The 21,771-nt window shown below is 73.2% G+C and carries 21 protein-coding genes; 10 read left to right on the top strand and 11 right to left on the bottom strand.

The annotated features are described in order from the left end of the window. Window positions 1-9: 9 nt before the first annotated feature. Complete coding sequence (locus ACI79P_RS16395) at window positions 10-540, bottom strand: hypothetical protein (RefSeq protein WP_456582118.1); 531 nt, start codon at window positions 538-540, stop codon at window positions 10-12. A 196-nt stretch (window positions 541-736) separates the two neighbouring features. Between ACI79P_RS16395 and ACI79P_RS16390 the strand changes: the two genes are divergently transcribed. Further along, window positions 737-904 carry a hypothetical protein gene (locus ACI79P_RS16390; protein WP_456582117.1) on the top strand — a complete coding sequence of 56 codons (168 nt, stop codon included), beginning with the start codon at window positions 737-739 and terminating at the stop codon, window positions 902-904. Window positions 905-958: 54 nt separating this feature from the next. On the opposite strand, the gene ACI79P_RS16385 is transcribed toward ACI79P_RS16390, so the two are convergent. From ACI79P_RS16385 to ACI79P_RS16340, 10 genes are all read right to left on the bottom strand, one after another. Beyond that, the gene (locus ACI79P_RS16385) at window positions 959-2,836 is read right to left on the bottom strand and encodes a hydantoinase B/oxoprolinase family protein (RefSeq protein WP_456582116.1); all 1,878 of its coding nucleotides are present in this window, start codon (window positions 2,834-2,836) and stop codon (window positions 959-961) included. Further along, window positions 2,833-4,905, bottom strand: coding sequence for a hydantoinase/oxoprolinase family protein (locus ACI79P_RS16380; RefSeq protein ID WP_456582115.1), 2,073 nt, complete (start codon window positions 4,903-4,905; stop codon window positions 2,833-2,835). Before ACI79P_RS16380 ends, ACI79P_RS16385 begins: the two co-directional genes overlap by 4 nt. Before the next feature lie 142 nt (window positions 4,906-5,047). After that, window positions 5,048-7,381 carry a transketolase-like TK C-terminal-containing protein gene (locus tag ACI79P_RS16375; protein ID WP_456582114.1) on the bottom strand — a complete coding sequence of 778 codons (2,334 nt, stop codon included), beginning with the start codon at window positions 7,379-7,381 and terminating at the stop codon, window positions 5,048-5,050. Window positions 7,382-7,477: 96 nt separating this feature from the next. After that, window positions 7,478-8,845, bottom strand: coding sequence for an FAD-binding oxidoreductase (locus tag ACI79P_RS16370; RefSeq protein ID WP_456582113.1), 1,368 nt, complete (start codon window positions 8,843-8,845; stop codon window positions 7,478-7,480). Further along, window positions 8,842-9,885, bottom strand: coding sequence for a glycerate kinase family protein (locus tag ACI79P_RS16365; protein WP_456582112.1), 1,044 nt, complete (start codon window positions 9,883-9,885; stop codon window positions 8,842-8,844). The genes ACI79P_RS16370 and ACI79P_RS16365 overlap by 4 nt, the downstream gene beginning before the upstream one ends. Further along, a complete protein-coding gene (locus ACI79P_RS16360; protein ID WP_456582111.1) occupies window positions 9,882-10,649 on the bottom strand; it encodes a dihydrodipicolinate synthase family protein in 768 nt (255 codons plus the stop codon). The genes ACI79P_RS16365 and ACI79P_RS16360 overlap by 4 nt, the downstream gene beginning before the upstream one ends. Window positions 10,650-10,681: 32 nt before the next feature. Continuing rightward, window positions 10,682-11,587, bottom strand: coding sequence for a U32 family peptidase (locus ACI79P_RS16355; protein WP_456582110.1), 906 nt, complete (start codon window positions 11,585-11,587; stop codon window positions 10,682-10,684). Further along, window positions 11,584-11,976, bottom strand: coding sequence for a MaoC/PaaZ C-terminal domain-containing protein (locus ACI79P_RS16350; protein WP_456582109.1), 393 nt, complete (start codon window positions 11,974-11,976; stop codon window positions 11,584-11,586). Before ACI79P_RS16350 ends, ACI79P_RS16355 begins: the two co-directional genes overlap by 4 nt. Further along, window positions 11,973-12,398: an FAS1-like dehydratase domain-containing protein gene (locus tag ACI79P_RS16345; RefSeq protein ID WP_456582108.1), complete on the bottom strand. Its 426-nt coding sequence runs from the start codon at window positions 12,396-12,398 to the stop codon at window positions 11,973-11,975. Before ACI79P_RS16345 ends, ACI79P_RS16350 begins: the two co-directional genes overlap by 4 nt. Further along, complete coding sequence (locus ACI79P_RS16340; protein WP_456582107.1) at window positions 12,395-13,153, bottom strand: GntR family transcriptional regulator; 759 nt, start codon at window positions 13,151-13,153, stop codon at window positions 12,395-12,397. Before ACI79P_RS16340 ends, ACI79P_RS16345 begins: the two co-directional genes overlap by 4 nt. A gap of 195 nt (window positions 13,154-13,348) precedes the next feature. Here ACI79P_RS16340 and ACI79P_RS16335 point away from each other — a divergent pair, with 195 nt between their 5' ends. The 9 genes from ACI79P_RS16335 to ACI79P_RS16295 are packed head-to-tail and all read left to right on the top strand — an operon-like array spanning window position 13,349 to window position 21,645. Continuing rightward, a complete protein-coding gene (locus ACI79P_RS16335) occupies window positions 13,349-14,614 on the top strand; it encodes a CaiB/BaiF CoA transferase family protein (RefSeq protein ID WP_456582106.1) in 1,266 nt (421 codons plus the stop codon). An 11-nt stretch (window positions 14,615-14,625) separates the two neighbouring features. Then, entirely contained in the window at window positions 14,626-15,033 is a 408-nt protein-coding gene (locus ACI79P_RS16330) for a thioesterase family protein (RefSeq protein ID WP_456582105.1), read from the top strand. A gap of 41 nt (window positions 15,034-15,074) precedes the next feature. Then, on the top strand, window positions 15,075-16,055 hold the full coding sequence (locus tag ACI79P_RS16325; RefSeq protein WP_456582104.1) for a Bug family tripartite tricarboxylate transporter substrate binding protein: 981 nt from the start codon (window positions 15,075-15,077) through the stop codon (window positions 16,053-16,055). Then, window positions 16,052-16,708, top strand: coding sequence for a tripartite tricarboxylate transporter TctB family protein (locus ACI79P_RS16320; protein ID WP_456582103.1), 657 nt, complete (start codon window positions 16,052-16,054; stop codon window positions 16,706-16,708). The genes ACI79P_RS16325 and ACI79P_RS16320 overlap by 4 nt, the downstream gene beginning before the upstream one ends. A 1-nt stretch (window position 16,709) precedes the next feature. Further along, window positions 16,710-18,353, top strand: coding sequence for a tripartite tricarboxylate transporter permease (locus ACI79P_RS16315; protein WP_456582102.1), 1,644 nt, complete (start codon window positions 16,710-16,712; stop codon window positions 18,351-18,353). Continuing rightward, a complete protein-coding gene (locus ACI79P_RS16310; RefSeq protein ID WP_456582101.1) occupies window positions 18,340-19,116 on the top strand; it encodes an enoyl-CoA hydratase/isomerase family protein in 777 nt (258 codons plus the stop codon). Before ACI79P_RS16315 ends, ACI79P_RS16310 begins: the two co-directional genes overlap by 14 nt. Beyond that, window positions 19,101-19,262, top strand: a complete 162-nt coding sequence (locus ACI79P_RS16305; RefSeq protein WP_456582100.1) for a hypothetical protein — start codon at window positions 19,101-19,103, stop codon at window positions 19,260-19,262. Before ACI79P_RS16310 ends, ACI79P_RS16305 begins: the two co-directional genes overlap by 16 nt. Then, on the top strand, window positions 19,259-20,158 hold the full coding sequence (locus ACI79P_RS16300; protein ID WP_456582099.1) for a fumarylacetoacetate hydrolase family protein: 900 nt from the start codon (window positions 19,259-19,261) through the stop codon (window positions 20,156-20,158). Before ACI79P_RS16305 ends, ACI79P_RS16300 begins: the two co-directional genes overlap by 4 nt. After that, a complete protein-coding gene (locus tag ACI79P_RS16295) occupies window positions 20,155-21,645 on the top strand; it encodes an aldehyde dehydrogenase (NADP(+)) (RefSeq protein WP_456582098.1) in 1,491 nt (496 codons plus the stop codon). Before ACI79P_RS16300 ends, ACI79P_RS16295 begins: the two co-directional genes overlap by 4 nt. Window positions 21,646-21,771 lie beyond the last annotated feature (126 nt).

The raw sequence follows: 21,771 nt of genomic DNA, 5'->3' as shown, positions 1-21,771 counted from the left end.
GGCACGCGGTCAGCCGGCCCCGACGACCTGGCCGACGGCCTCGGCGACCAGGTACGGCTCGCCCTCGAACTCGGCGAGCGCGTCGTCGTCCAGGTCGACACCGAGGTCCTCCTCGGCCGTCGAGGGGGAGAAGGTGCCCTGGACGGTCCCCGAGACCTCCAGCTCCATGCCCTCCTCCACGCCCTCGGCGCCCTGCGGGGCGAGCACGAGGAGCGGCGGCAGTCCCACGTCGTCGAAGCCGGCGATGGTGAACGCCACGGGGCTGCTGACGGCCTCCACCGACGCGGAGACCACGACGTCCTCGCCGAGGAACTCGTCGATGACGTCGCGGAACCGGGTGTCGTAGGCACCCTCGTAGGCAGGCTCGCGGTCGCCCTCGGTGTAGTCGAAGCCCTGGTCCTCCGCGGACCCCTCCCCGATGGAGGTGCTGGTCTGCTCCTGCTCGGTGGCGTCGTCCCCGCAGGCGGCGAGCGCGAGGGGGGAGAGGGCCAGCGAGGCGGCGGCGGCGACGGTGGTGAGCGGGCGGAGTGGCAGTGACACGGTCGGTCCTCCTGGCCGGTGTTCCGGGGGTGGCTTCCCCTGCGTGCGTCCCCCCAGGCCTTTCCGGAGCGGCTCCGGCTCACGCGCGTCGCGGCGGACCGTCGTCCATTCGTCATGCGGCGTCCGCTCCTGGCGGAACCCGCGTCGCCGGTGCCGGGCCGGGGTAGGGGCCGGACCACCCGACGAGGAGGTCCGCATGACCGAGGTACCAGGCACCGACCGCGACGAGGCCCGTGAGAACGTGGTCGAGGAGACGCCGATCACCCCGGACGGTGTCGAGCAGGACACGTCCACCGGGGGCGACGAGGGCCAGTCCGGTGACCAGGCCAAGCCGGAGGCCGGGACCACCGACCCGGTGACGTGAGCCGGGCGCGTCGCTCTCCGCCCCGCCCGACGGGGCAGAGAGCGACCGTCCCGGCTACCCCTGCAGGACGTCGAACTCGTTGAAGGCCGCGCCGCCGGAGAGGGTGGCGTAGCCGGGCCCGCGGTCGAAGAACGGCTCCTCGCCGGTACGGGCCGCCCGCAGCGAGGCCCGCAGCTCCTCGGTGGCGGCCAGGTCGGCCTCGCCCGAGTCGAGGACGACGACGCCGTAGTCCTCCCGCGCGCCGGCGACCGACACCTTCCGCCAGGAGATGTCGCGCAGCACCTCCTCGACCGGCCGGTCCAGCGGGTCGCCCCAGCCGCCGCCGCCGGTGGTCCGGATGCGGACGACGGTGCCGGCCTTCAGCGGCTCGGCGTCGGCCAGCGCGTCGACCTCGTGCTCGTCGGGGCCGCCCGGGTCGACGGTGATCTGGAACGGCCGGCCGGCCTTGCCGCCCTTGACGCCCCAGCAGGCGAGGATCGAGCGGTCGGCGATCGACATGAAGTGGGCGTCGCGCAGCACCCGGATGTGCTTCTCGTAGCCGCAGCCGCCGCGGTAGCGCCCGGGGCCGCCGGAGTCGACCGCCAGGCCCAGCCGCTCGACCCGCAGCGGGAAGCGGCCCTCGGTGAACTCCGTCGGCAGGTTCCGCGAGTCCGGGACGACGTGGATGGTGTCCTCGCCGTCGGCGTAGTACCGCCCGCCCGAGCCGCCGCCGAGCACCTCGCGCATGAGGTAGGGCTCGCCGTCGAAGTCCGTGCCGTAGACGCCGGTGTACCGGATCGTCTCCTGGTCGGCGGGCATGCGGCCGCCGGTGGCCTTCGCCAGCACGCCGGCGAGGACGCCGAGCAGCCGCAGGATGACGAAGGTCCGGGCGTTGGTGGGCGCCGGGAAGATGGGCGTCAGCAGCGTCCCCTTCTCGGGGAAGCGCATCTCGATCAGCGGGACGACGCCCTCGTTGACGTCGAGCTGCGCCATCCGCTCCGGCGTCTCGGCCAGGTTCCGCAGGATCGGCGCCAGCCACTTCTTGAGGAAGTTGCCGTCGGCGTAGTCCCCGCAGTGGTTGATCGGCCCCTTCGCCTGCGGCCCGGTGCCGGTGAAGTCGATGACCAGCGGGACGTCCTTCGTGGAGTCCATGGTCAGCGTGATCCGCTGCCGGTGCAGCTGCGGCTCCTCGACGCCGTCGTGCTCGGCGTAGTCCTCCCACACGTAGGTGCCGTCGGGGATCTGCGACAGGATCTCCCGCCGGTAGACCTCGGTGGAGCTGTCGAGGATCGCGTCGAACGCCGCCTCCACGGCCTGGACCCCGTACCGCTCGAAGAGCTCGCTCAGCCGGCGGGCGCCGGCGAGGCAGGCCGAGCACTCGGCGTCGAGGTCGGCGGCGAGCGAGTCGGGCATCCGCGAGTTGCGGGTCATGATCTTCAGCGCGCTCTCGTTGGGCACGCCGCGGTCCCACAGCTTGATCGGGGGGACCATCAGCCCCTCCTCGTACACGCTGGTCGCCGCGCTCGGCATCGAGCCGGGCACCGCGCCGCCGATGTCGTCGTGGTGGCCGAAGGCCTGCACGAAGGCGACGACCCTCTCCCCGCCGTCCACGTGCGCGAACACCGGGACGGTGACGCAGAGGTCCGGCAGGTGGCCGATCCCGCCCTCGGAGAGGTAGACGTCGTTGTGGAAGTAGACGTCGCCCGGGTTCATCGAGCCGATCGGGTAGTCCCGCACCACCGGCTGGACCAGCGCCGAGTAGGAGCGGCCGGTGAGCTTGCGCAGCTGCCGGTCGTGGATGCCGGCGCGGAAGTCGTGCGCGTCGCGGATCATCGGCGAGCGCGAGGTGCGGCCGATCGAGGTCTCGACCTCCTTCTCGATCGCGGCCAGCGTGCCGGCCACGATCTCGACGAGGACCGGGTCGGCGGTCACGGCGTCGTCGGTGAGGCTCATCGGCCGGTCTCCTTCGTGAGCAGCAGGTTCCCGTGGGTGTCGACGGTCGCGGCGAAGCCGGGGTGCACGGGGACGGTGGAGCCGAACTCCTCGACGATCGCCGGCCCGGGCACCACGTCGCCGGGGGCCAGGCGGGCGCGGTCGTAGGTGGGCGTCTCGACCCACTCGTCGAAGAAGACGGGGCGGGAGCCCGTGACGGCCCGGTCCGCCCCACCCTCGCCGGGCTCCAGCTCGACCAGGTCGGGCCGCCGGATCGGGCCGATCCCGCTGACCCGCAGGTTCACCCACTCCACGGCCTGGCGCGGGTCGTCGGCGAAGTCGTAGCCGTACAGCTGCCGGTGGGCGGCGTGGAAGGCCTGGGCGACCTCCTCGGCGGCCGCGCGGTCGAGCTCGCCGTCGCCCACCGGGACGCGCACCTCGAACGCCTGGCCGACGTAGCGCAGGTCCGCCGTCCGCTGCATGCGCTGCTGCTCGCGGCCGAAGCCCTCGCCGTCCAGGGCGACCCGGGCCTGCGCCTCCAGGTCGGCGTACACCGTGCGCACGCGGTGCAGGTCGAGGTCGGCGTGCCGGCTGATGACCGTCTGCACGTAGTCGTTGCGGACGTCGACGGTGAGCAGACCGAAGGCGCTGACGTTGCCGGGGTTCGGCGGCACCAGCGTGCGCGGCAGGTTGAGGATGTCCATCAGCCGGCAGGCCAGCAGCGAGCCCGAGCCACCGAACGTGGTCAGGGTGAAGTCGCGGACGTCGAGGCCCTTCGCGACCGTCACCTGGCGCAGCGCGTTGGCCTGGTTCCACGCGGAGATCTCCAGGATCCCGGTCGCGGTGCGCTCGAGGTCCATGTCCAGCTTCGCGCCCAGCTGCTGCAGCCCGTCGCGCGCGGCCTCGACCGACAGCGGGATCTCGCCGCCCAGCAGGTGCGGGGGGATCCGGCCGAGGACGACGTGCGCGTCCGTGACGGTCGGCTGGTCGCCGCCGTGCGGGTAGCAGATCGGGCCGGGGTCGGCGCCGGCCGACTTGGGGCCCACCTTGAGCGTGCCCTCGGGGGAGAGCCAGGCGATCGACCCGCCGCCCGCCCCCACGGTCACGACGTCGATCATCGGGATCTTGGACGGGTAGTCGCCCACCGAGCCCTCGGTGGTGAGCGCGGGCTCCCCGTCGATGACGACGGTGACGTCGGTGGAGGTGCCGCCGCCGTCGCAGGTGAGCACGCGGTCGAACCCGGCGGTGCCGGCGATCAGCGCCGCGCCCAGGGCGCCGGCGGCGGGGCCGGAGAGCATCGTGGTGATCGGCTGGTGCACGACCTCGCCGGCCGACAGCACGCCGCCGTTGCTCTTCATGACGTAGAAGGGCACCCCGGGGGCGATCTCGTCCAGCCGCGTGCGGATGTTGGTGACGTACGCGCCGACCTTGGGCTTCACCGCGGCGTCGACCAGGGTGGTCACCGAGCGCTCGTACTCGCGGTACTCCCGCAGCACCTGCGAGCTGATGCTCACCACGGCGCCCGGGTGCTCCTCGCGGATGACCTGGAGCATCTGCTGCTCGTGGGTGTCGTCGGCGTACGCGTGCAGGAAGCAGACGCCGATCGTGGTGATGCCGGCGTCGCGGAAGAAGCGGGCGGCCGCGCGGGCGTCGTCCTCGTCGAACGGGCGCACCTCGGCGCCGGTGTGGTCCAGCCGGCCGCGCACCGTGCGGACCAGGTCGGCCGGGACGATCCGCGGCGGCTTGACCCAGAAGTAGCTGTTGCCGTAGCCGTCGGGCACCGACTGCCGGGCGATCTCCAGCACCGACTCGTAGCCCTCGGTGGTGATGAAGCCGAGCCGGTCGAGCTTGCCCTCGAGCAGCTGGTTCGTGGCGACCGTCGTCCCGTGGCTGACGGCGGTCACCGCCTCGCCGGTCAGCCCCATGAGGTCCAGGACCTTGCGGACGCCGGTGAGGAAGCCCTCGGCCGGGTCGGCCGGGGTGGACGGCGTCTTGGTGGTGGTCGTCCGCCCGGTCTCCTCGTCCACGGCGACGACGTCGGTGAACGTCCCGCCGGTGTCGATGCCGATGCGGACCCGGCGCTCTCTCATGGAGAGAAACCTTAGCGGTGAGATACCGACCGTGGGAAGCGCTGCCTCCGTGCTGTGACGTCCCCCGCGGTCCCCGGAGCCGACGCGTCCAGCACACGAGGTGCCGGTCCATCGCGCATTCCGGGCACGCTGGCGGCGGCGATCAGTCGACGAGGTCCAGGGCGGCGCCCACGATCGTGTCGGCGTCCAGCCCGTGGTAGCGGTAGACGCTGGCCAGGTCGCCGCTCTGCCCGAAGGTCGTCACCCCCAGGTGGGTCCCCGGCACCCCGTTCACGCCGGTGAGGAAGGCGAGCGTGTGCGGGTGGCCGTCGAGGACGGTGACGACCGGCGTGGCCCGCTCGCGGGGGAAGACTGTGTCCAGGATCCAGGAGTCGGCGTCGTCGAGCCCGCGGCGCGCCTGGAGCGCCCGGAAGAGCAGGCCCGGGCTCGTCACGCACACGACGTCGGCGCCGATCCCCAGCCCCTCGAGCCGCTCCGCCGCCTCCAGCGTCTCGGGGACGACGGCGCCCATGGTCACCAGCGTGGCCACCGGGCGCCCGGCGCGGCGCAGCGCGTACGCCCCGGCGGTGACCTGCCTGCGGCGGCGCTCGCGGGCCGCGGGGTCGGCCGGCACGGCGGCGAGGGTCTGGTCGACCGGGCGGGTGGACAGCCGGAGGTACGCCGAGCTGCCGTCCGGCCGGCCCAGGCGAGCGAGGGAGGCGAGCAGACACCACTCGGTGTCCAGCACGAACGCCGGCTCGTAGGTCAGGCAGCCGGGCTGCTCCAGCCCGATGGACGGCGTCTTGATGGACTGGTGGGCCCCGCCCTCGGCCGCGAGGGTGACGCCGGACGGGGTGCCGACCAGGATCGACTGCCCGCCGGCGTAGATGCCGAACGACCACGGCTCCAGGGCCCGCTCGACGAACGGGTCGTACATGACGCCGATCGGCAGCAGCGGTTGTCCCCACCGGTTCCAGGTGGCCCCGAGCTCCCCCATGAGGCCGACCAGGTTGGTCTCGGCGATGCCGAGCTCGATGTGCTGGCCGCCGGGCTGCTCCCGCCAGTGCAGGATCGTCTCGGCGTCGTCGGCGAACCAGTTCGCCCGCTCCGACGACGACCAGACGCCGACCTTGTTCACCCAGCCGCCCAGATTCGTGCTCGAGCTGACGTCGGGACTGACGGTGACGACCCGGCTGCCCGCCTCCGGGGCGGCGCGGTTGAGGTCGAGCAGCGCCCGCCCCAGGGCGGCCTGCGTCGTCGCCGTCCCCGTGGGCGTACGGCCCAGGTCGACCGGGATCTCCGGCACCGGCACGGGCTCCTCCTCGACGCGGCGCAGCCGGGCGGCGGCGTCGGCGAGCAGCCGCGCCGCGGGGCTGTCGGGCGGGAAGACGGCCCAGGGATCGGTGGCGTCCACGCCGAGGCTGTCGGCGAGCTGGCCGATCTGCGCCTCGTTCAGCAGCGCCGAGTGGTTCTGCGGATGCCCCTCGGTGGCCAGCCCGTAGCCCTTGAGCGTGTAGGCCAGGACGACCGTGGGCCGGGTGTCGTCGATCTGCGCGAACGCCGAGCGCAGCGCGGACAGGTCGTGCCCACCGAGGTTGCGGACGGCGGCCCTGAGGTCGTCGTCGGGCACGTCGGCGATCAGCCGGGCGATCTCCTCCGCCCCGGGACCGTCCCCCGGGAGCGCCTCCCGGAGCTCGTCGGCCGTGCGGCGGAGCATCCGCTGGTACTCCGGGTTGGTCATCTCGTCGATGCGGATGCGCAGGTGCCCCCCGCCGGGCCGGGCGAACAGCTCCTCCAGCAGCCGGCCGTACTTGACGGTCAGCACCTGCCAGCCGGCCGCGGCGAACATCCCCTGCAACCGGGTGGCGCCCATGGTGGGGACGACGCGGTCCAGCGACTGCCGGTTGAGGTCGACGACCCACACGACCTCGCCCAGCTCGGCGACCATCGGGTCCAGGACGGTCTCCCACACCGCGCCCTCGTCGAGCTCGGCGTCGCCGACCAGCGACCACTGCCGGCCGGGGCCTCCGGTGCTGCCCGGGCCGAAGTGGGCGCCGACGTAGCGGCGGGCCAGGGCGCCCCAGATCGGCGCCGTCGCGCCGATGCCGACCGAGCCGGTGGAGTAGTCGGCGGGGACCGGGTCCTTGAGCCGGCTCGGGTAGCTCTGCAGGCCGCCGAACTCCCGGAGCCGGGGCAGGTAGGAGGCGTCCAGCCGGCCCAGCAGGTACTCCAGCGCGTGCAGCACCGGTGAGGCGTGCGGCTTGACCGACACCCGGTCCTGCGCATCGAGCTGCTCCAGCCACAGCGAGGTCATGATCGTGACCATCGAGGCGCTGGAGGCCTGGTGGCCGCCCACCTTCAGCCCCGTGGGGTTGGGTCGCAGCCGGTTGGCGTGGTCGACGATCGAGGTGGCCAGCCACAGCACCCGCTGCTCGATCTCGCGCAGCGGGCCGTCCTCATCGGCGTCCTGCTCCGGCCGTGTCGCCGTCGGACTCACCCCCTGCTCCTGGTTCGTGGCCGGGCGCCCGCCCGCACCCGCCCGGCTCAGCACCCGACGCGCCCGGCCCGCCGACGACGCCGCCATCGCGGGGTCTCAGAGCACCTTGCCGGGGTTGAGGATCCCCAGCGGGTCGAACACCGACTTGATCTCCCGCTGCAGCGCGTAGGACCGCTCACCCAGCTCCTCGCGCAGCCAGGTCTTCTTGAGCAGCCCGACCCCGTGCTCGCCGGTGATCGTGCCGCCGAGCCCCAGGGCCAGCCGCATGATCGCGTCGAAGGCCAGCTGCGCGCGCTCCGCCGCGGACCGGTCCCCCCGGTCGAAGACCACCGTCGGGTGCATGTTCCCGTCGCCGATGTGGCCGGGGCAGACGACGAGGACGTCGTTGTCGGCGGCGATCCGCTCCATGCCCGCCAGCAGGTCCACCAGCCGGGCCCGCGGCACGGCGACGTCGTCGACGAGCGTCGCGCCCAGCTCCTCGACCGCCGGGTTCACCAGCCGCCGTGCCTGCGTGAGCATCGCCGACTCCGCGGCGTCCTCCGCGACGGCGACCTCGCGGGCGCCGAGCTCCTCGCAGATCGTCCCCATGGCCGCCACGTCGGAGGCCGCCCGGTCGCCGCGGTCGGACTGCGCGATGAGCAGGGCCTCGGCGTCCACGGGCAGCCCCATGTCCCGGTAGGCCTGCACGGCGCCGATCGACCGCTTGTCCAGGAACTCCATCATCGACGGGCGCAGGCCCGACGCCATGATCCGCGCGACGGCGGTCATCGAGTCGGCCGTCTTGTCGAAGACCGCCGCCATCGTCAGGGCCGGCTCGGGCGCCGGGCGCAGGCTGAGCGTCGCCCGCGTGATGATCCCCAGCGTCCCCTCCGAGCCGACCAGCAGCCGGGTGAGGTCCAGGCCGGCGACCCCCTTGGCGGTCCGCCGGCCGACCTGCAGCACCTCGCCGTCGGCCAGCACCACCTCGAGACCCCGCACGAAGTCGGCGGTGACGCCGTACTTCACGCAGCACAGCCCGCCGGCATTGGTGGCCAGGTTGCCGCCGATCGTGGACATCTCCCACGAGGAGGGGTCGGGCGGGTAGAACAGCCCGACCTCGGCCACCGCACGGGACAGGTCGGCGTTGATCACGCCGGGCTCCACGACCGCCACCTGGTCGATCTCGTCGATCTCCACGATGCGGTCCATCCGCACCATGGAGACCAGCAGGGCGCCGTCGACCGCGTTGGCGCCGCCCGAGAGACCGGTCCGGGCGCCCTGGGGCACGACCGGCACCCGGTGCGCCGACGCCCAGCGGAGCACTGTCTGCACGTGTTCGGTCGTGGTGGGCCGGACGACGCCCAGCGGCGTGCCCGCGGGGCAGAAGCTGGCGCTGTCGTGCCGGTAGCCGTCGCTGGTGGCCGGATCGGTGACCACGCTACCCTCGGGCAGCCGGGCCACGAGCTCGTCGATGGGTGCCCTCACGGTCCTGCCTCTTCCTTCCCCGGGACCTGGTCCAGCCACGTTCTCGTGGCACGTTCGATGCAGCCCAGCGGATCGCCCCAGGCGGCGTCCGGGCCGAAGGCGTCGAGGAGGGACACCGCGGTCGCCCCGTCGGACACCTCCACCTCGACGGCGCCGGCCACGGCCAGCGCCGGCACGCCGTGCGCCCGCGCCAGCTCCAGGACACCGCCCACGACCTTGCCGTTGAACGACTCGGCGTCCAGCTTGCCCTCGCCGGTGACGACGGCGTCGGCGCTGCGGACCGCCGCCGCGAGCCCCGTGTGCTCGGCGATCAGGCCGAAGCCCGGCAGCAGCCGCGCGCCGAGCGCGGCGAAGGCACCCCCGAGGCCGCCGGCGGCTCCCGATCCCGGGACCTCGGCCAGGTCGACGCCGTAACGCCGCCGGTAGAGGGAGGCGAGCCGGTCCAGACGGGCGGTGAGCTCGACGACCTGCGCGGGGGAGGCGCCCTTCTGCGGGCCGAAGACGATCGCGGCCTCGGTGAACGGCGTCCGCACGTCACAGGCCACGAGCACCTCGGCCCGTCCGTCCCGCCCGTCGAACGGTCCGTGCGCCTCGAGCACCTCGACGGTGTCGAAGCCGCCGTCGGTGGTGGCCGAGCCACCGAGGCTGACGATGACCCGGCGGGCCCCCTCGGCGAGCGCGGCGGCGACGAGCTCGCCGGTCCCGCGGCTGGTCGCCCGAACGGGGTCGTTGCCCTCGGCTCCGCCCGCGAGGTCCAGGCCGGAGGCGCGGGCGCTCTCGACCACCGCCACCCCGTCGTCCCCCATGCGCCAGGACGCGTCGACCGGCGTCCCGAGCGGGCCGGTGACCGTCGTCGTCCGGTTCGCGCCCCCGAACGCGTCCAGGGTGCCCTCACCGCCGTCTGCCAGGGGCAGCCGCACGCAGGCCCAGCCGGCCGACTCGGCCGCGGCCGCGATCGCCGCGGCCACCTCCGGCGCGGTCGCCGAACCCCGGAACTTGTCGGGCGCGGCGAGCAGCGTCCTCGGAGGAGCCGCCGTCACGCACCCACCCGGGCGACCGCCGAGACGCCGAACCGTTCGGCGACCAGGTTCTTGATGCCGGCCGGGAAGCCGACCATCGAGGCGCGGTGCGGCGCGGCGAGCTCCACCTGGGCCTTGCCGTCGCCGGCGAACGCGGCGATGCACCGCTCGGGCTCGGCGTTGGCCAGCACCAGGATCGCTCCGGTGGCGCCGACGGCACCGCCCATCGTCAGCACCGTGGTCGCACCGACGTAGATGTCCCGGTCGAACACCTCGAGCTCGTCGAGCAGCCGCCCGGCGTCGCCGGAGGAGTCCTTGAGCCCGGTGACCGGCAGGTCGGGCAGCACCTCGACCGGGATGCCGGGGGAGGCGGCGAACGGGAAGTGGTAGGCCAGCAGCGGCCGGTCGCCGGCCGCCTGCGCGACCCGGTCGTAGTACGGCCGCGGGTCGGCGACGGCGGGCGGGGAGAGGACCAGAGCGGCGTCGGCACCGGCGTCGTACGCCCGCTCGGTGAGATCGGCGGCCTGCGCCCCGGTGGGGGCGCCGGTGCCGGCGAGGACCGGCACGTCGGCGGGGACGGCGGCGCGGACGGCCTGGATCAGCGCCGTCCGCTCGTCGGCCGAGAGCGACATGGCCTCGCCCGTCGTGCCGGCGAGCAGCACCGAGCGCATGCCGAGCTCGGTCAGCCGGACGGCGAACTCGGCGGTCGCGGCGGTGTCGAGGCGGCGGTCGTCGTCGAACAGCGTGACCAGGGCGACGCCGACACCGGTGAACAGCGGGGGCATGGGGGTTCCTCTCGGGATGCAGGTGGAGTGGGTCAGCCGGCGGCGGGAGCGGGCGTGTCGGCCAGGCGGGGCGCGAGCTCGGCGAGCAGGCGGAGGACCAGTTCGGCGCGACGGACGCGCTCGCGGCCCAGGTTCTCGGCCATGGCGCCGATGTGGCCGCCGACCGGGTAGATGTTCGGGGCGTTGCGCAGGCCCATCTTCAGGTAGACCGGAGCCGCCACCCGGACGACCTCGGGGACGTCGTAGAAGCGAACGGCACCGCCCTGGTCGTCGGGCACCTCGACATACATGTCGATGGGCACCGTGGTCGCGGCCCGGATCTCGGCGATCTGGGCCACGGTCAGGTCGGTGGAGATGTTCAGGCTCGTCGCGCCCACCTGCTCGTACAGGGCGGCGGTGGGGCCGTTCGACAGCGGCATGAGCACCGACGTCTTCAGCACCAGGTCCTCGGGCATGCGGCCGTCCGCCTTCATCCGGCCCAGCAGCGCGAGTACGCCCAGGTCGCCCACCAGCAGGCTCCGGACGCCCAGCCGCACGGCCCGCTCGGCGTCGCACAGCGAGGCGGCGACGGCCGCGTTCCCGCGGGCGGCGGCACCGACGGCGGCGGAGACCTTGGCCTGGCCGCCGATGTCCCAGGAGCTGCGCGGTCCGAGGAAGAGATTCACCTCGACCCCGTGCTCGGCGCCGAGGGCGACCATCCGCTCGACCTCGGCGTCGGTCAGCATCATGACGCCGCTGCCCTGCGAGACGCGGTGCACCGGCACGCCGCGGCGGTCGGCCTCGTCGAGGACGGCGGCCATGACGTCGGGACCTTCGCAGCTCGGGATCTCGACCCTGTACCGGGAGCCGTCCGGGAATCGCCCGGCCGCCTCGGTGCCGTCGGTGAGGACGGGGTGGCCGAGACCGGCGCAGAGCTCGTTGATGCGTTCCAGGGTCACTCCAGGCCCTCCGTCAGCTCGACCTCGGCGGTCCCGATGGTCGTCCTCGTTCCATCCGCGCTCGCGGTCCACACCTCGAGGGCGAGCCGGTCGCCGTCCCGGGAGGTGATCCGCCCCCCGCAGGTGACCGGCTCGTCGCGGAAGTCCATGCCTCGGTAGCTCACGTCCAGGACGGCGATCCGGCCCCGGCCGGTGAACCACTCCTCGACCAGCCGGCCCAGCCAGGCAGTCTTGAGCAGCCCGTGCACGGCGAGTTCACGGTGGCCGCGTGCCTGGGCGAAGGGGATGTCGTAGTGCATCTCGTAGAAATCGCCGCTGGCGCCGGCGTACTGCACCAGCGTGCGCAGCGACGCGGTCTCGACACGGGTCGTCTCCTCGGGCTCGGTCATCGCCGCACCCGCGTCCCGACGTGGCGGACCGCCAGCGTCCCGTCCGGCAGCCGGAAGTCGGTGACGAAGGTGAGCAGGGCGAGGGTGCCCGTGCGGCCCTTCTTCTCCTCCACCCCGGTGAAGGTCAGCTGCGAGGTGACCTCGTCGCCGAGCCGGAGCGGGCGGTGCACCTCGAACCGGTCGCCGCCGTTGATCCACCCCAGTCCGTAGGCGAGCGCCTCGCGCATGGTGGGCGGCTCGGTGAGGAAGCATGCGGTGATCGTGACCGGCACCTCCGTACCGTCCGGGTCCGCACCGATCGCGCGCCGGTAGTCGCGCAGGTGCCGGCGCTCGATGACGTCGACGCGCTCCTCCGCGGTCCAGCCGACGGCGGCCTGCAGGGCCTCCAGCGTCCCGGTGCCGCTCTCGACGGTGTTCGTCATGCCATCGCCTCCTCTTCTTCCTTGCGGATCCGTGCGAACCACGCCCGGGACTCGGGGGAGTGGCCCTCGGCGTCGTCCGCGATGCCGAGCAGGTAGGTGCGCTGGCCGTGGTGGGCCAGCGTGTGCGCCATGCCCTCGACGTCACCGGCCTCGACGAGGTCGAGCAGCGGGCGGTGGCGCTCGGCGTCCTGCCGCGCGGTCTCGATGGGAGCCCGGGCGCGGCGGTTCATGGCCATGCACATGCGCATCTGCAGCGAGAGGGAGCGGTAGACGTCCTCCAGCCGGCGGTGCCCGGCCAGCCCGACGATCGCCAGGTGGAAGGCGAAGCTGGTCTCCACCACCCGTGGTGCGCCGTCCTCCTCCGCGGCGGCCTCGACGTCGGCGAACGCCTGGCGCAGCCGGTCCAGCCGCTCCTGCGAGCGGACCGGCACGCCCAGGCGGACGGCGATCTGCTCGATCTCCTCGCGCAGCGAGACGATCTCGTAGATGTCGTGAGGCGTGACCGGCGCGACGACGGCGCCCTTGCGCGGGGTCTGGACGATCAGCCCCTCCTGCTCGAGGACCCGCATCGCCTCGCGGAGCGGAGGGCGGCTGACCCCGAGCTCCTCGGTGAGCCGGTTCTCGATGACGCGGTCGCCCGGGCGCAGCTCGCCGCTGAGCACCATCTGGCGGAGGGCCTCGGCGGCCAGAGTGGACATGCTCGGCGGCGCCTCGATGCGGCGTGCGGAGGACACGGGTCCCAGCTCTGCGGACACGAGGTGCTCCTCCTCTCTCGGTGCGCTCCGGGGGCGGCGTCCCCCCGGCCTCGACCGGCCCGGGTGTCGACATCTCTTGGTAACGGATTCGCCTGTGAGCCTTGTCATATCGACTTGGCTTTTGTAGACAGTAGTCCACGAGCTGTGAGGCGCACCACCTCAGGCACCGCAAAAAATCGGAACGGAGGCTGCTGGATGGCGGTCGAAACGAACGGTCCGCTGGCCGGCATCACCGTCCTCGAGGTGGGCGCCTTCATGGCCGCCCCCTTCGCCACGATGCAGCTCGCAGACCTGGGGGCCCGGGTCCTCAAGATCGAGAACCCGAGCGGCGGCGACCCCGTGCGCGACACCGGCCCGTTCCTCGACGGTGAGAGCTCCCCGTTCGTCCGCCTGAACCGGAACAAGGAGTCGGTGGCCCTTGACCTGAAGGCGCCGGAGGGAAAGCAGGCGTTCCTGCGGCTGGCCGCGCGGGCCGACGTCCTCGTGGAGAACCTCCGCCCCGGTGCCATGCGCGGTCTGGGCTTCGGCTACGAGGCGATCCGCGAGGTCAACCCCCGCATCGTCTACGCCTCGGCGTCCGGCTGGGGGCAGGACGGGCCGCTGGCCTCGCTGCCGGGTCTGGACATCATGGCCCAGGCCCGTGGCGGGCTGATGAGCATCACGGGGACCCCGGACGGCGACCCGGTGAAGATCGGCGTCCCGATCTGCGACCTGGTCTGCGCCATGTACGTCGCGCTCGGGGTGACCGCGGCCCTCAAGGAGCGGGACAGGTCGGGTGAGGGCCAGTACCTCGACGTGTCACTCCTCGAGAGCGGGGTCTCCTTCGCGATCTGGGAGGCCGGCAAGTACTTCGCGACGGGTGAGGTCGGCCGGCCGCTGGGTTCGGCGCACCAGAGCACGGCGCCCTACCAGGCGGTGCGCACCGCCGACGGCCACGTCACCGTCGGCGCGGTCACCCCGAAGACGTGGAAGGGGATGTGCACGGCGCTCGGCCTGGAGGACCTGCAGGACGACGAGCGCTATCGCGACGCCGCGACGCGGCACGGCCACCGCGACACGCTGATCCCGGCGATCGAGGCCGTGACCACCAGCCGCACCACCGAGGAGGTGGTCACCGCCCTCGACGAGGCCGGGGTGCCCTGCGCGCCGATCGCCGACTACGGCCAGGTGTTCACCGACGACCACCTCAACCAGCGCGGCTACTTCTGGGACGCGCCGCACCCGACCCTGGGCCCGGTCCGGCAGCTGGGGTCGCCGATGCGCCTGTCCCGCACGCCCGCCCGGCAGGACTCCGCCGGCCCGCAGCTCGGCGCGGGCACCCGCGCCGCCCTGCAGTGGGCCGAGATCCCCGCCGACGAGGTCGACGCGCTCATCGAGTCCGGCGTCGCCGCCGACCCGGCGCACGCCGTGGCCGCGCCCCCGGCCGCACCACCCCTGCCCGCCGACGACCGCCCCCTCTGAAGGAGCACACCATGAGCAGCACACTCGAACCCGGCGTCCAGGGTGTCCTGGAACGCACCGTCGAGGCGGAGCACTGCACGCGCCGTGGCGAGTACGACATCTTCTCCACGCCCAACCTGGTCCTCCTGCTCGAGGAGGCGGCGATCGAGGCCCTGGCCCCGCATCTCCGCGGCGACCAGGCCAGCGTCGGCAGCAAGGTCGACGTCGCCCACACGGCGCCCACCCTGCGTGGTCAGACGGTGAAGGCCACGGCCACCGTCACCGAGGTCGACCGGCGGCGGGTGGCCTTCGACATCCGTGTCGAGGACGACACCGAGGTCATCGGCACCGGCACGCACGAGCGGTTCGTCGTCGACCTCCCAGGCTTCGAGTCCCGCCTGGCCGCCAAGGCCGAGCAGGTAGGCGGCGGTACCCGATGAGTTCGCATCTCCGACCCCGCCCCACCTCCAGAGGAGTCCCCGTGAAGCGCACGCGTTCCGTCGTCCTTGCCTCGACGTCCGTCCTGGCCCTGTCCCTGGCCGCCTGCGGCGAGGACTCCGGTGGCGGCTCGGCCGACGCCGGGGCCTTCGAGCCCAGCGGCGACGTCACCATGATCGTGCCGTTCGGCGCCGGTGGCGGCAGCGACCTGGCCGGCCGGGCCACCGGCACGATGCTCGAGGCGGCCGATGAGGACCTCACCGTCTCGGTCGAGAACAGAGAGGGCGGCTCCGGCGCCGTCGGTTACTCCTACTTCCTCGGCGAGAGCGGCAACGAGAACATGCTGCTGGCCACCGAGACGGCGCTGCTGGCCCTGCCGATCTCCGGCGAGGTGGAGTTCGACTACACCGACTTCACCCCGATCATGAAGCTCGGCGACGACTTCACCCTGATGATCGTGCCCGCCGACAGCCCGTACGAGACCTGTGCAGACGTGGTCGAGGCGGCCAAGACCGAGCGGATCACCGCCGGCATCAGCGGGATCACCGGCCTGGACAACATCGTCTTCTCGCTCACCGAGCAGGAGACCGGCGTCGAGTTCGACCGCGTGCCCTTCGAGTCCGGCGGCGAGCTCACCGCGGCGCTGCTCGGCGGCCAGATCGACATCGCCTCGCTCAACCCTGGCGAGATCATCGGCCAGCTCGAGGCCGGCGACGTCAAGGCGCTGTGCGCCTTCGCCGAGGAGCGGTACAGCGACTACCCGGAGCTCGCCGACATCGAGACCGCGGCCGAGCAGGGCATCGACGTCTCCTTCGCCCAGTTCCGCGGGATCCTCGCGCCCGGCGGCATCAGTGACGAGGCGCGCCAGTACTGGATCGACACGGCTGAGGCCGCGGTCGAGACCCCGGAGTACGAGACCTACATCGAGGACAACTACCTGCAGCCGAACACGGCCGCCGGTGACGAGTTCGTCGAGTACCTGGAGGGCAACAACGAGCTGCTGCAGCAGGTGATCGGCGGATGAGCGCGCCCTCCGGCAAGCGGAGCATCGACATCGAGCACGCCATCGCCTACGGGCTGCTCACCGTGATCGGGCTCGCCGCCCTCGTCACCGCGATCGGATACGGCCTCTTCAACGAGGGCGGCCGGGTCGGTCCCGGGCTGGTGCCCGCCGTGGTCGGCGCCGGGATCGTGTTGATCGGCGGCTGGGAGTTCATCGGGATGCTCCGCGGCCGGAGGGACGACCACTCGCACGGGCTGGCGGAGGTCGCGGCCTCCGCCACCGGCCGCACCGCCGCCCCGGCCGCCACGGCCGGAGCGGTGGTGGCCGACACCGCAGGCGGCGGGGGCAGCGCGTCCCCCGGCGCCGGCCATGACGACGACACCGACGACGACACCGACGACGACGTCGACATCTACGGCCGGACGTCGGCGACCCGCGGGCGCCAGCTGTGGACCGTGTTCGGCGCCCTCGTCGTCGCGGTCCTGCTCGTTCCGCTGCTGGGCTTCCTCGGCGCGTTCTTCACGCTCTCCCTGTTCATCTCCGCGGTCGTCGAGCGCCGGGCCTGGCTGCCCTCGGTCGTGATCTCCCTCGTGGCGGTCGTGGTCGTCTGGGCGGTCTTCGCCGTGTTCCTCAACGTGCCGCTGCCCGACGGCCTCATCGGGATCGGGGGCTGACGTGATCGACAACCTCGTCCTCGGGTTCTCCACCGCGTTGAGCCTGGAGAACATCCTCTGGTGCTTCGTGGGTGTCTTCATGGGCACCGTGATCGGGGTGCTCCCGGGCCTCGGCTCGACCACCGGTGTCGCCGTCCTCATGCCCCTCACGCTCGGGCTGGAGCCGGTGACCGGGCTGATCATGCTGGCCGGCATCTACTACGGCTCCCAGTACGGCGGGACCATCACCTCGGTGCTGATCTCGACGCCCGGGGAGGCCGCCACCGTCGTCACCACCCTCGACGGCTACCAGATGGCCCGCCAGGGGCGGGCGGGCGCGGCGCTGGCCATCTCGGCGATCGGCTCGTTCGTCGCCGCGATCATCTCCCTCGGCCTGCTGGTGACCCTCGCGCCGCCGTTCGCCGCGTTCGCGCTGGACTTCGGCCCGCCGGAGATGCTCGCCGTGATGATCCTCGGCCTGGCCACGATCATCAGCTTCGCCGGCGACAACCGGAAGCTCGGCCTGTTGATGGCCCTGGTCGGGCTGCTCATCGCCACGGTCGGCGTCGACGTGGGCAGCGGCACCTCGCGGTTCACCTTCGACTCGATCTACCTGCTGTCGGGCATCCCGTTCGTCGAGGTGATGATCGGGCTCTTCGCGGTGGGCGAGGTGCTCAACCAGATCCGCGAGGGCGCGGCGGCACCGATCCGCGCCGGTTTCCGCGAGCTGATGATCAAGCCGGCGGACCTCAAGCGGTCCGGCTTCCCGATCCTCCGGGGCAGCTTCCTCGGCTTCATCTTCGGCATCCTGCCCGGCGCGGGCTCGACGCTGGCGTCGTTCATGGCGTACGGCATCGAGCGGCGGGTCAGCAAGCGGGGCGACGAGTTCGGCACCGGCGCGATCGAGGGCGTCGCCGCCCCCGAGGCCGCGAACAACGCCGCCGCGAACGCCAACTTCGTGCCCACGCTGACCCTCGGGATCCCCGGTGGGGCGACCACCGCCGTGCTGCTGGGCGCCTTCATGATCTACGGCATCGACCCCGGCCCGCTGCTCTTCGAGCAGCAGCCGACGCTGGTGTGGGGGCTGCTCGCCTCGTTCTTCATCGGCAACGTGATCCTGCTGGTGCTCAACCTGCCGCTGGCCCCGGTCTTCGCCCAGATGCTGCGGGTGCCCTACGGCTACATGTACCCGCTGATCCTGCTGACCAGCCTGGTCGGGGCGTACTCCATCGGGAACAGCATGTACAGCGTCTGGGTGGTCGTGGTCTTCGGGATCATCGGCTACTTCATGAAGCGGCTGGACCTGCCGATGGCCCCGCTGGTCCTCGGCGTCGTCCTCGGCCCGCTGTTCGAGAAGGCGCTGGTGCAGACGTCGGCCATCGGTGACGGCAACATCGGCATCGTCTTCACCCGGCCCCTGGCGCTGGCGATCCTCGGTATCGCCGCCCTGCAGATCGTCGCCCCCTCGCTGATCGCCTACGTCCTGCGCCGCCGCCGGGCGCGCGACGCCGGCCCGTCCGACGGCGGACCGGCGGCGGAGGCTCCGGACGGCCCCCGCCCTGGCCCCTCCACCACCGAGGGCGGGACCCCCGCCCCTCGCCAGCCCACCGGACCGCGCACCGTCGCGGACCCTTCGACCTCCAAGGAGACCCGTGGACGAACCTGAGCTGCTCGTCGACTCCGACGGCGGCGTCCTGACCGTCACCTTCAACCGCCCCCGGCAGCGCAACGCGATGACCTGGGGCATGTACGAGGGCCTCTACGACGCCTGCGAGCGGGCCGACGCCGACGACGAGATCCGGGTGATGGTCCTCCGGGCCGCCGGGGACAAGGCGTTCGTGGCCGGCACCGACATCGGCCAGTTCGCCGACTTCTCCGACGGCGCGGACGGCGTCGCCTACGAGGCGAAGATCGCCCGCATCGTCAACCGGCTCGAGGACGTCGACGTCCCGACGGTGGCAGCCATCCGCGGCTTCTGCGTCGGTGGCGGGCTGGGGATCGCGTCGGTCTGCGACCTCCGGCTGGCCACCCGGTCGGCCCGCTTCGGCATCCCCATCGCCCGCACGCTGGGCAACTGCCTGTCGATGAACAACTACTCGCTCCTGGTCAACCACCTCGGCCCGGCGCGGACGCTGGACATGCTGCTGCGGGCCCGGCTGTTCACGGGAGAGGAGGCCGCTGCGGCCGGCTTCGTGGCCGAGCTCTGCGAGGACGACCAGCTCGAGGCCGCCACCGACGCCACCGTGCAGACGCTGCTCGGGCACGCGCCGCTGAGCATGTGGGCGGCCAAGGAAGCGATCCGCCGCGTCCGGCGGGCGACGATCCCGGACGGCGACGACATCGTCAGCCGGGTCTTCGCCAGCGAGGACTTCCACACCGCGGTCGCGGCGTTCGCGACCAAGCAGCCCGTCGCGTGGCAGGGCCGGTGACGGGGCAGCCCGCATCCGGTCCGCCGTTGCGCCTGGAGGCGCTGGCCGGCGTCCCGGCCGGCCGGCAGGGGCACTCCGCCCCGCCGCTGCTCGGGCAGCACGACCCGGAGATCCTGCGCTGGCTCGAGGAAGGTGAGGACCGATGACGCACGTCGTGCGCTACGAGGACGGCGGAGGGGCGCACGTCGGCGTGCTGGCCGAGGGGCGGCTGCGGCGCGTGCCGGAGGTGGCCGACCTGTCCGGGCTGCTGGCGCAGGGGCTGGCCGAGGCCCGCACACTGGTCGAGCGCGCCTCCGGGGAGACCGCCGTGCCGGTGGCCGGCGTCCGGCTGCTCCCGCCGGTCGACGGGCTGACCGAGGTCTGGGCGTCCGGCGTCACCTACGAGCGCTCCATGGACGCCCGCGTCGAGGAGAGCCAGACCCAGGACGTCTACGCCCGCGTCTACGCCGCCGAGCGGCCGGAGCTGTTCCTCAAGTCCGTGGCCTGGCGGGTGGTGACCGACGGCGAGCCGATCGCGGTGCGGCCCGACTCGGCGGTGACGGTTCCCGAGCCGGAGCTCGCCGCCGTCGTCACCGCCACGGGCGAGGTGTTCGGCTACACCGTCTGCGACGACGTCTCCTCCCGGGACATCGAGGGGGAGAACCCGCTCTACCTGCCGCAGGCCAAGATCTACGCCGGGAGTTGCGCCCTGGCGACCGGCATCCGGCCCGCCTGGGAGGTGCCCGACCCGGCCGCGCTCGGTATCTCGGTGCGCGTGACCCGAGGCGGCGCCACGGTGTTCGAGGGCAGCACCTCGACGGCGCGCATGCGCCGCTCGGTGCCCGACCTCGTCGCGTACCTCGTGCGGGCACAGGAGTTCCCCGCCGGCGCCGTCCTGTCGACCGGGACCGGGATCGTGCCCGGCTTGGACTTCACCCTGCTCGACGGCGACGTCGTGGAGGTGACCGTGGAGGAGGTCGGCACGTTGAGCAACCCGGTCGGCACGCTGGAGGCAGCGCGGGCAGCATCGGCGCTGCGCCTACCCGCGGGGGCCGGTCGATGACCTCCGTGCCCGACACCGACGGCGCGACCCTCGACCGGGTGCTGGGTGGGCTCTCCGACGGCGCCACGGCACTGGCCGACACCGACCGCGGCGCGCGAGCCGCCGCGCTGCGGGCGGTCGCCGACGCCCTCGACGCGGCCGCCGGGGACCTCGTGGCGGTGGCGGCGGCCGAGACGTGGCTGCCCGAGGCCCGGTTGACCGGCGAGGTCGCCCGGACGTCCGGGCAGCTGCGGATGTTCGCCTCCGGGCTGGAGGAGGGTTCCTTCCTGGACGTCGTCATCGACCCGGCCGATCCGTCCGCCGTGCCGGTTCCCCGGCCGGACCTGCGCCGCATCCAGGTGCCGCTCGGCCCGGTGCTCGTCTTCGCCGCCAGCAACTTCCCGTTCGCTTTCAGCGTGGCCGGGGGCGACACCGCGTCGGCGCTGGCGGCCGGCTGCCCCGTCGTCGTCAAGGCCCACCCCGGGCACCCGGAGACGTCGGTGCGCACCGCCGAGGTGGTCCGGGCGGCGTGGGAGGGCGCCGGCATGCCGACGGGGACCTTCGCGCTGATCTGCGGCGAGCAGGCCGGTGTCCAGGCGCTGCGGGACCTCCGGATCACCGCGGCCGGGTTCACCGGCTCCCTGCACGGGGGGACGGCGCTGTACCGGATCGCCGCCGAGCGGGACGCTCCGATCCCCTTCTACGCCGAGATGGGCAGCCTCAACCCGACGTTCGTCACGCCGGGAGCGGTCGCCGCTCGCGGAGCGGAGGTCGCGGTCGGGTTCGTCACCTCCTTCACCCTGGGCGTGGGGCAGTTCTGCACGAAGCCCGGCCTGCTGTTCCTGCCCCAGGGGCACGGGCTGGACGAGGCGCTGATGGGTTCGGTCGGCGCGGTGGCCCCGGCGCGGATGCTGCACGAGCGGATCCGCAGCGGCCACGATGCCGTCCGGGCCGAGCTGGCGGGGCTGCCGGGGATGCGCGTCGTCGCGGCGGTCGACGGAGACCCGGACACCGGCGGGCTGGCTGGGGCGACCCTGCTGGCCACCGACCTCGCGACCCTGCTGGCCGACCAGGAGCGAGTGCTGCCCGAGTGCTTCGGGCCGACGTCGGTGCTGGTCGAGTACACGGGGATGGAGGAGCTGCTGATCGCGGCTCGGGCCTTCGGCGGCAACCTCACGGCCACCGTGCACGCCGAGGAGGACGAGGTCGAGCTGGTCCGCCCCCTGGTGCGCGAGCTGCGCGACCGCGCCGGCCGGATCGTCTGGAACGGCTGGCCCACCGGTGTCGCCGTCTCGTGGGCGATGCACCACGGCGGGCCGTGGCCGGCGACCAGCGCGCCGCTGCACACGTCGGTGGGGATGACGGCGATCCGCCGGTTCCTCCGCCCGGTCACCTACCAGGACGTGCCGGCGGCCCTCCTGGACGAGGCCCTGCAGGACCGTAACCCGGCCGGGATCCCGCGCCGTCTCGACGGCCGGCTGTCGACCGGGGACCTCGACCGGGCCTGAGCCTGAATCCACCGATCTCGGGGCGGCAGCTCGAGCGGTGGTCTGTTGATCTTGATGTTGGTGGGTGGGCGTGCGGGGGCCGGGACTTGGGGTTCCGAGTCTCCGGTCGTGGGCGGTCAGGAGAAC

This window comes from Blastococcus sp. SYSU DS0510 (assembly GCF_054050835.1).
The sequence above is the reverse complement of the archived record's forward strand: the minus strand, read 5'-3'. Positions and strand labels throughout refer to the sequence as shown.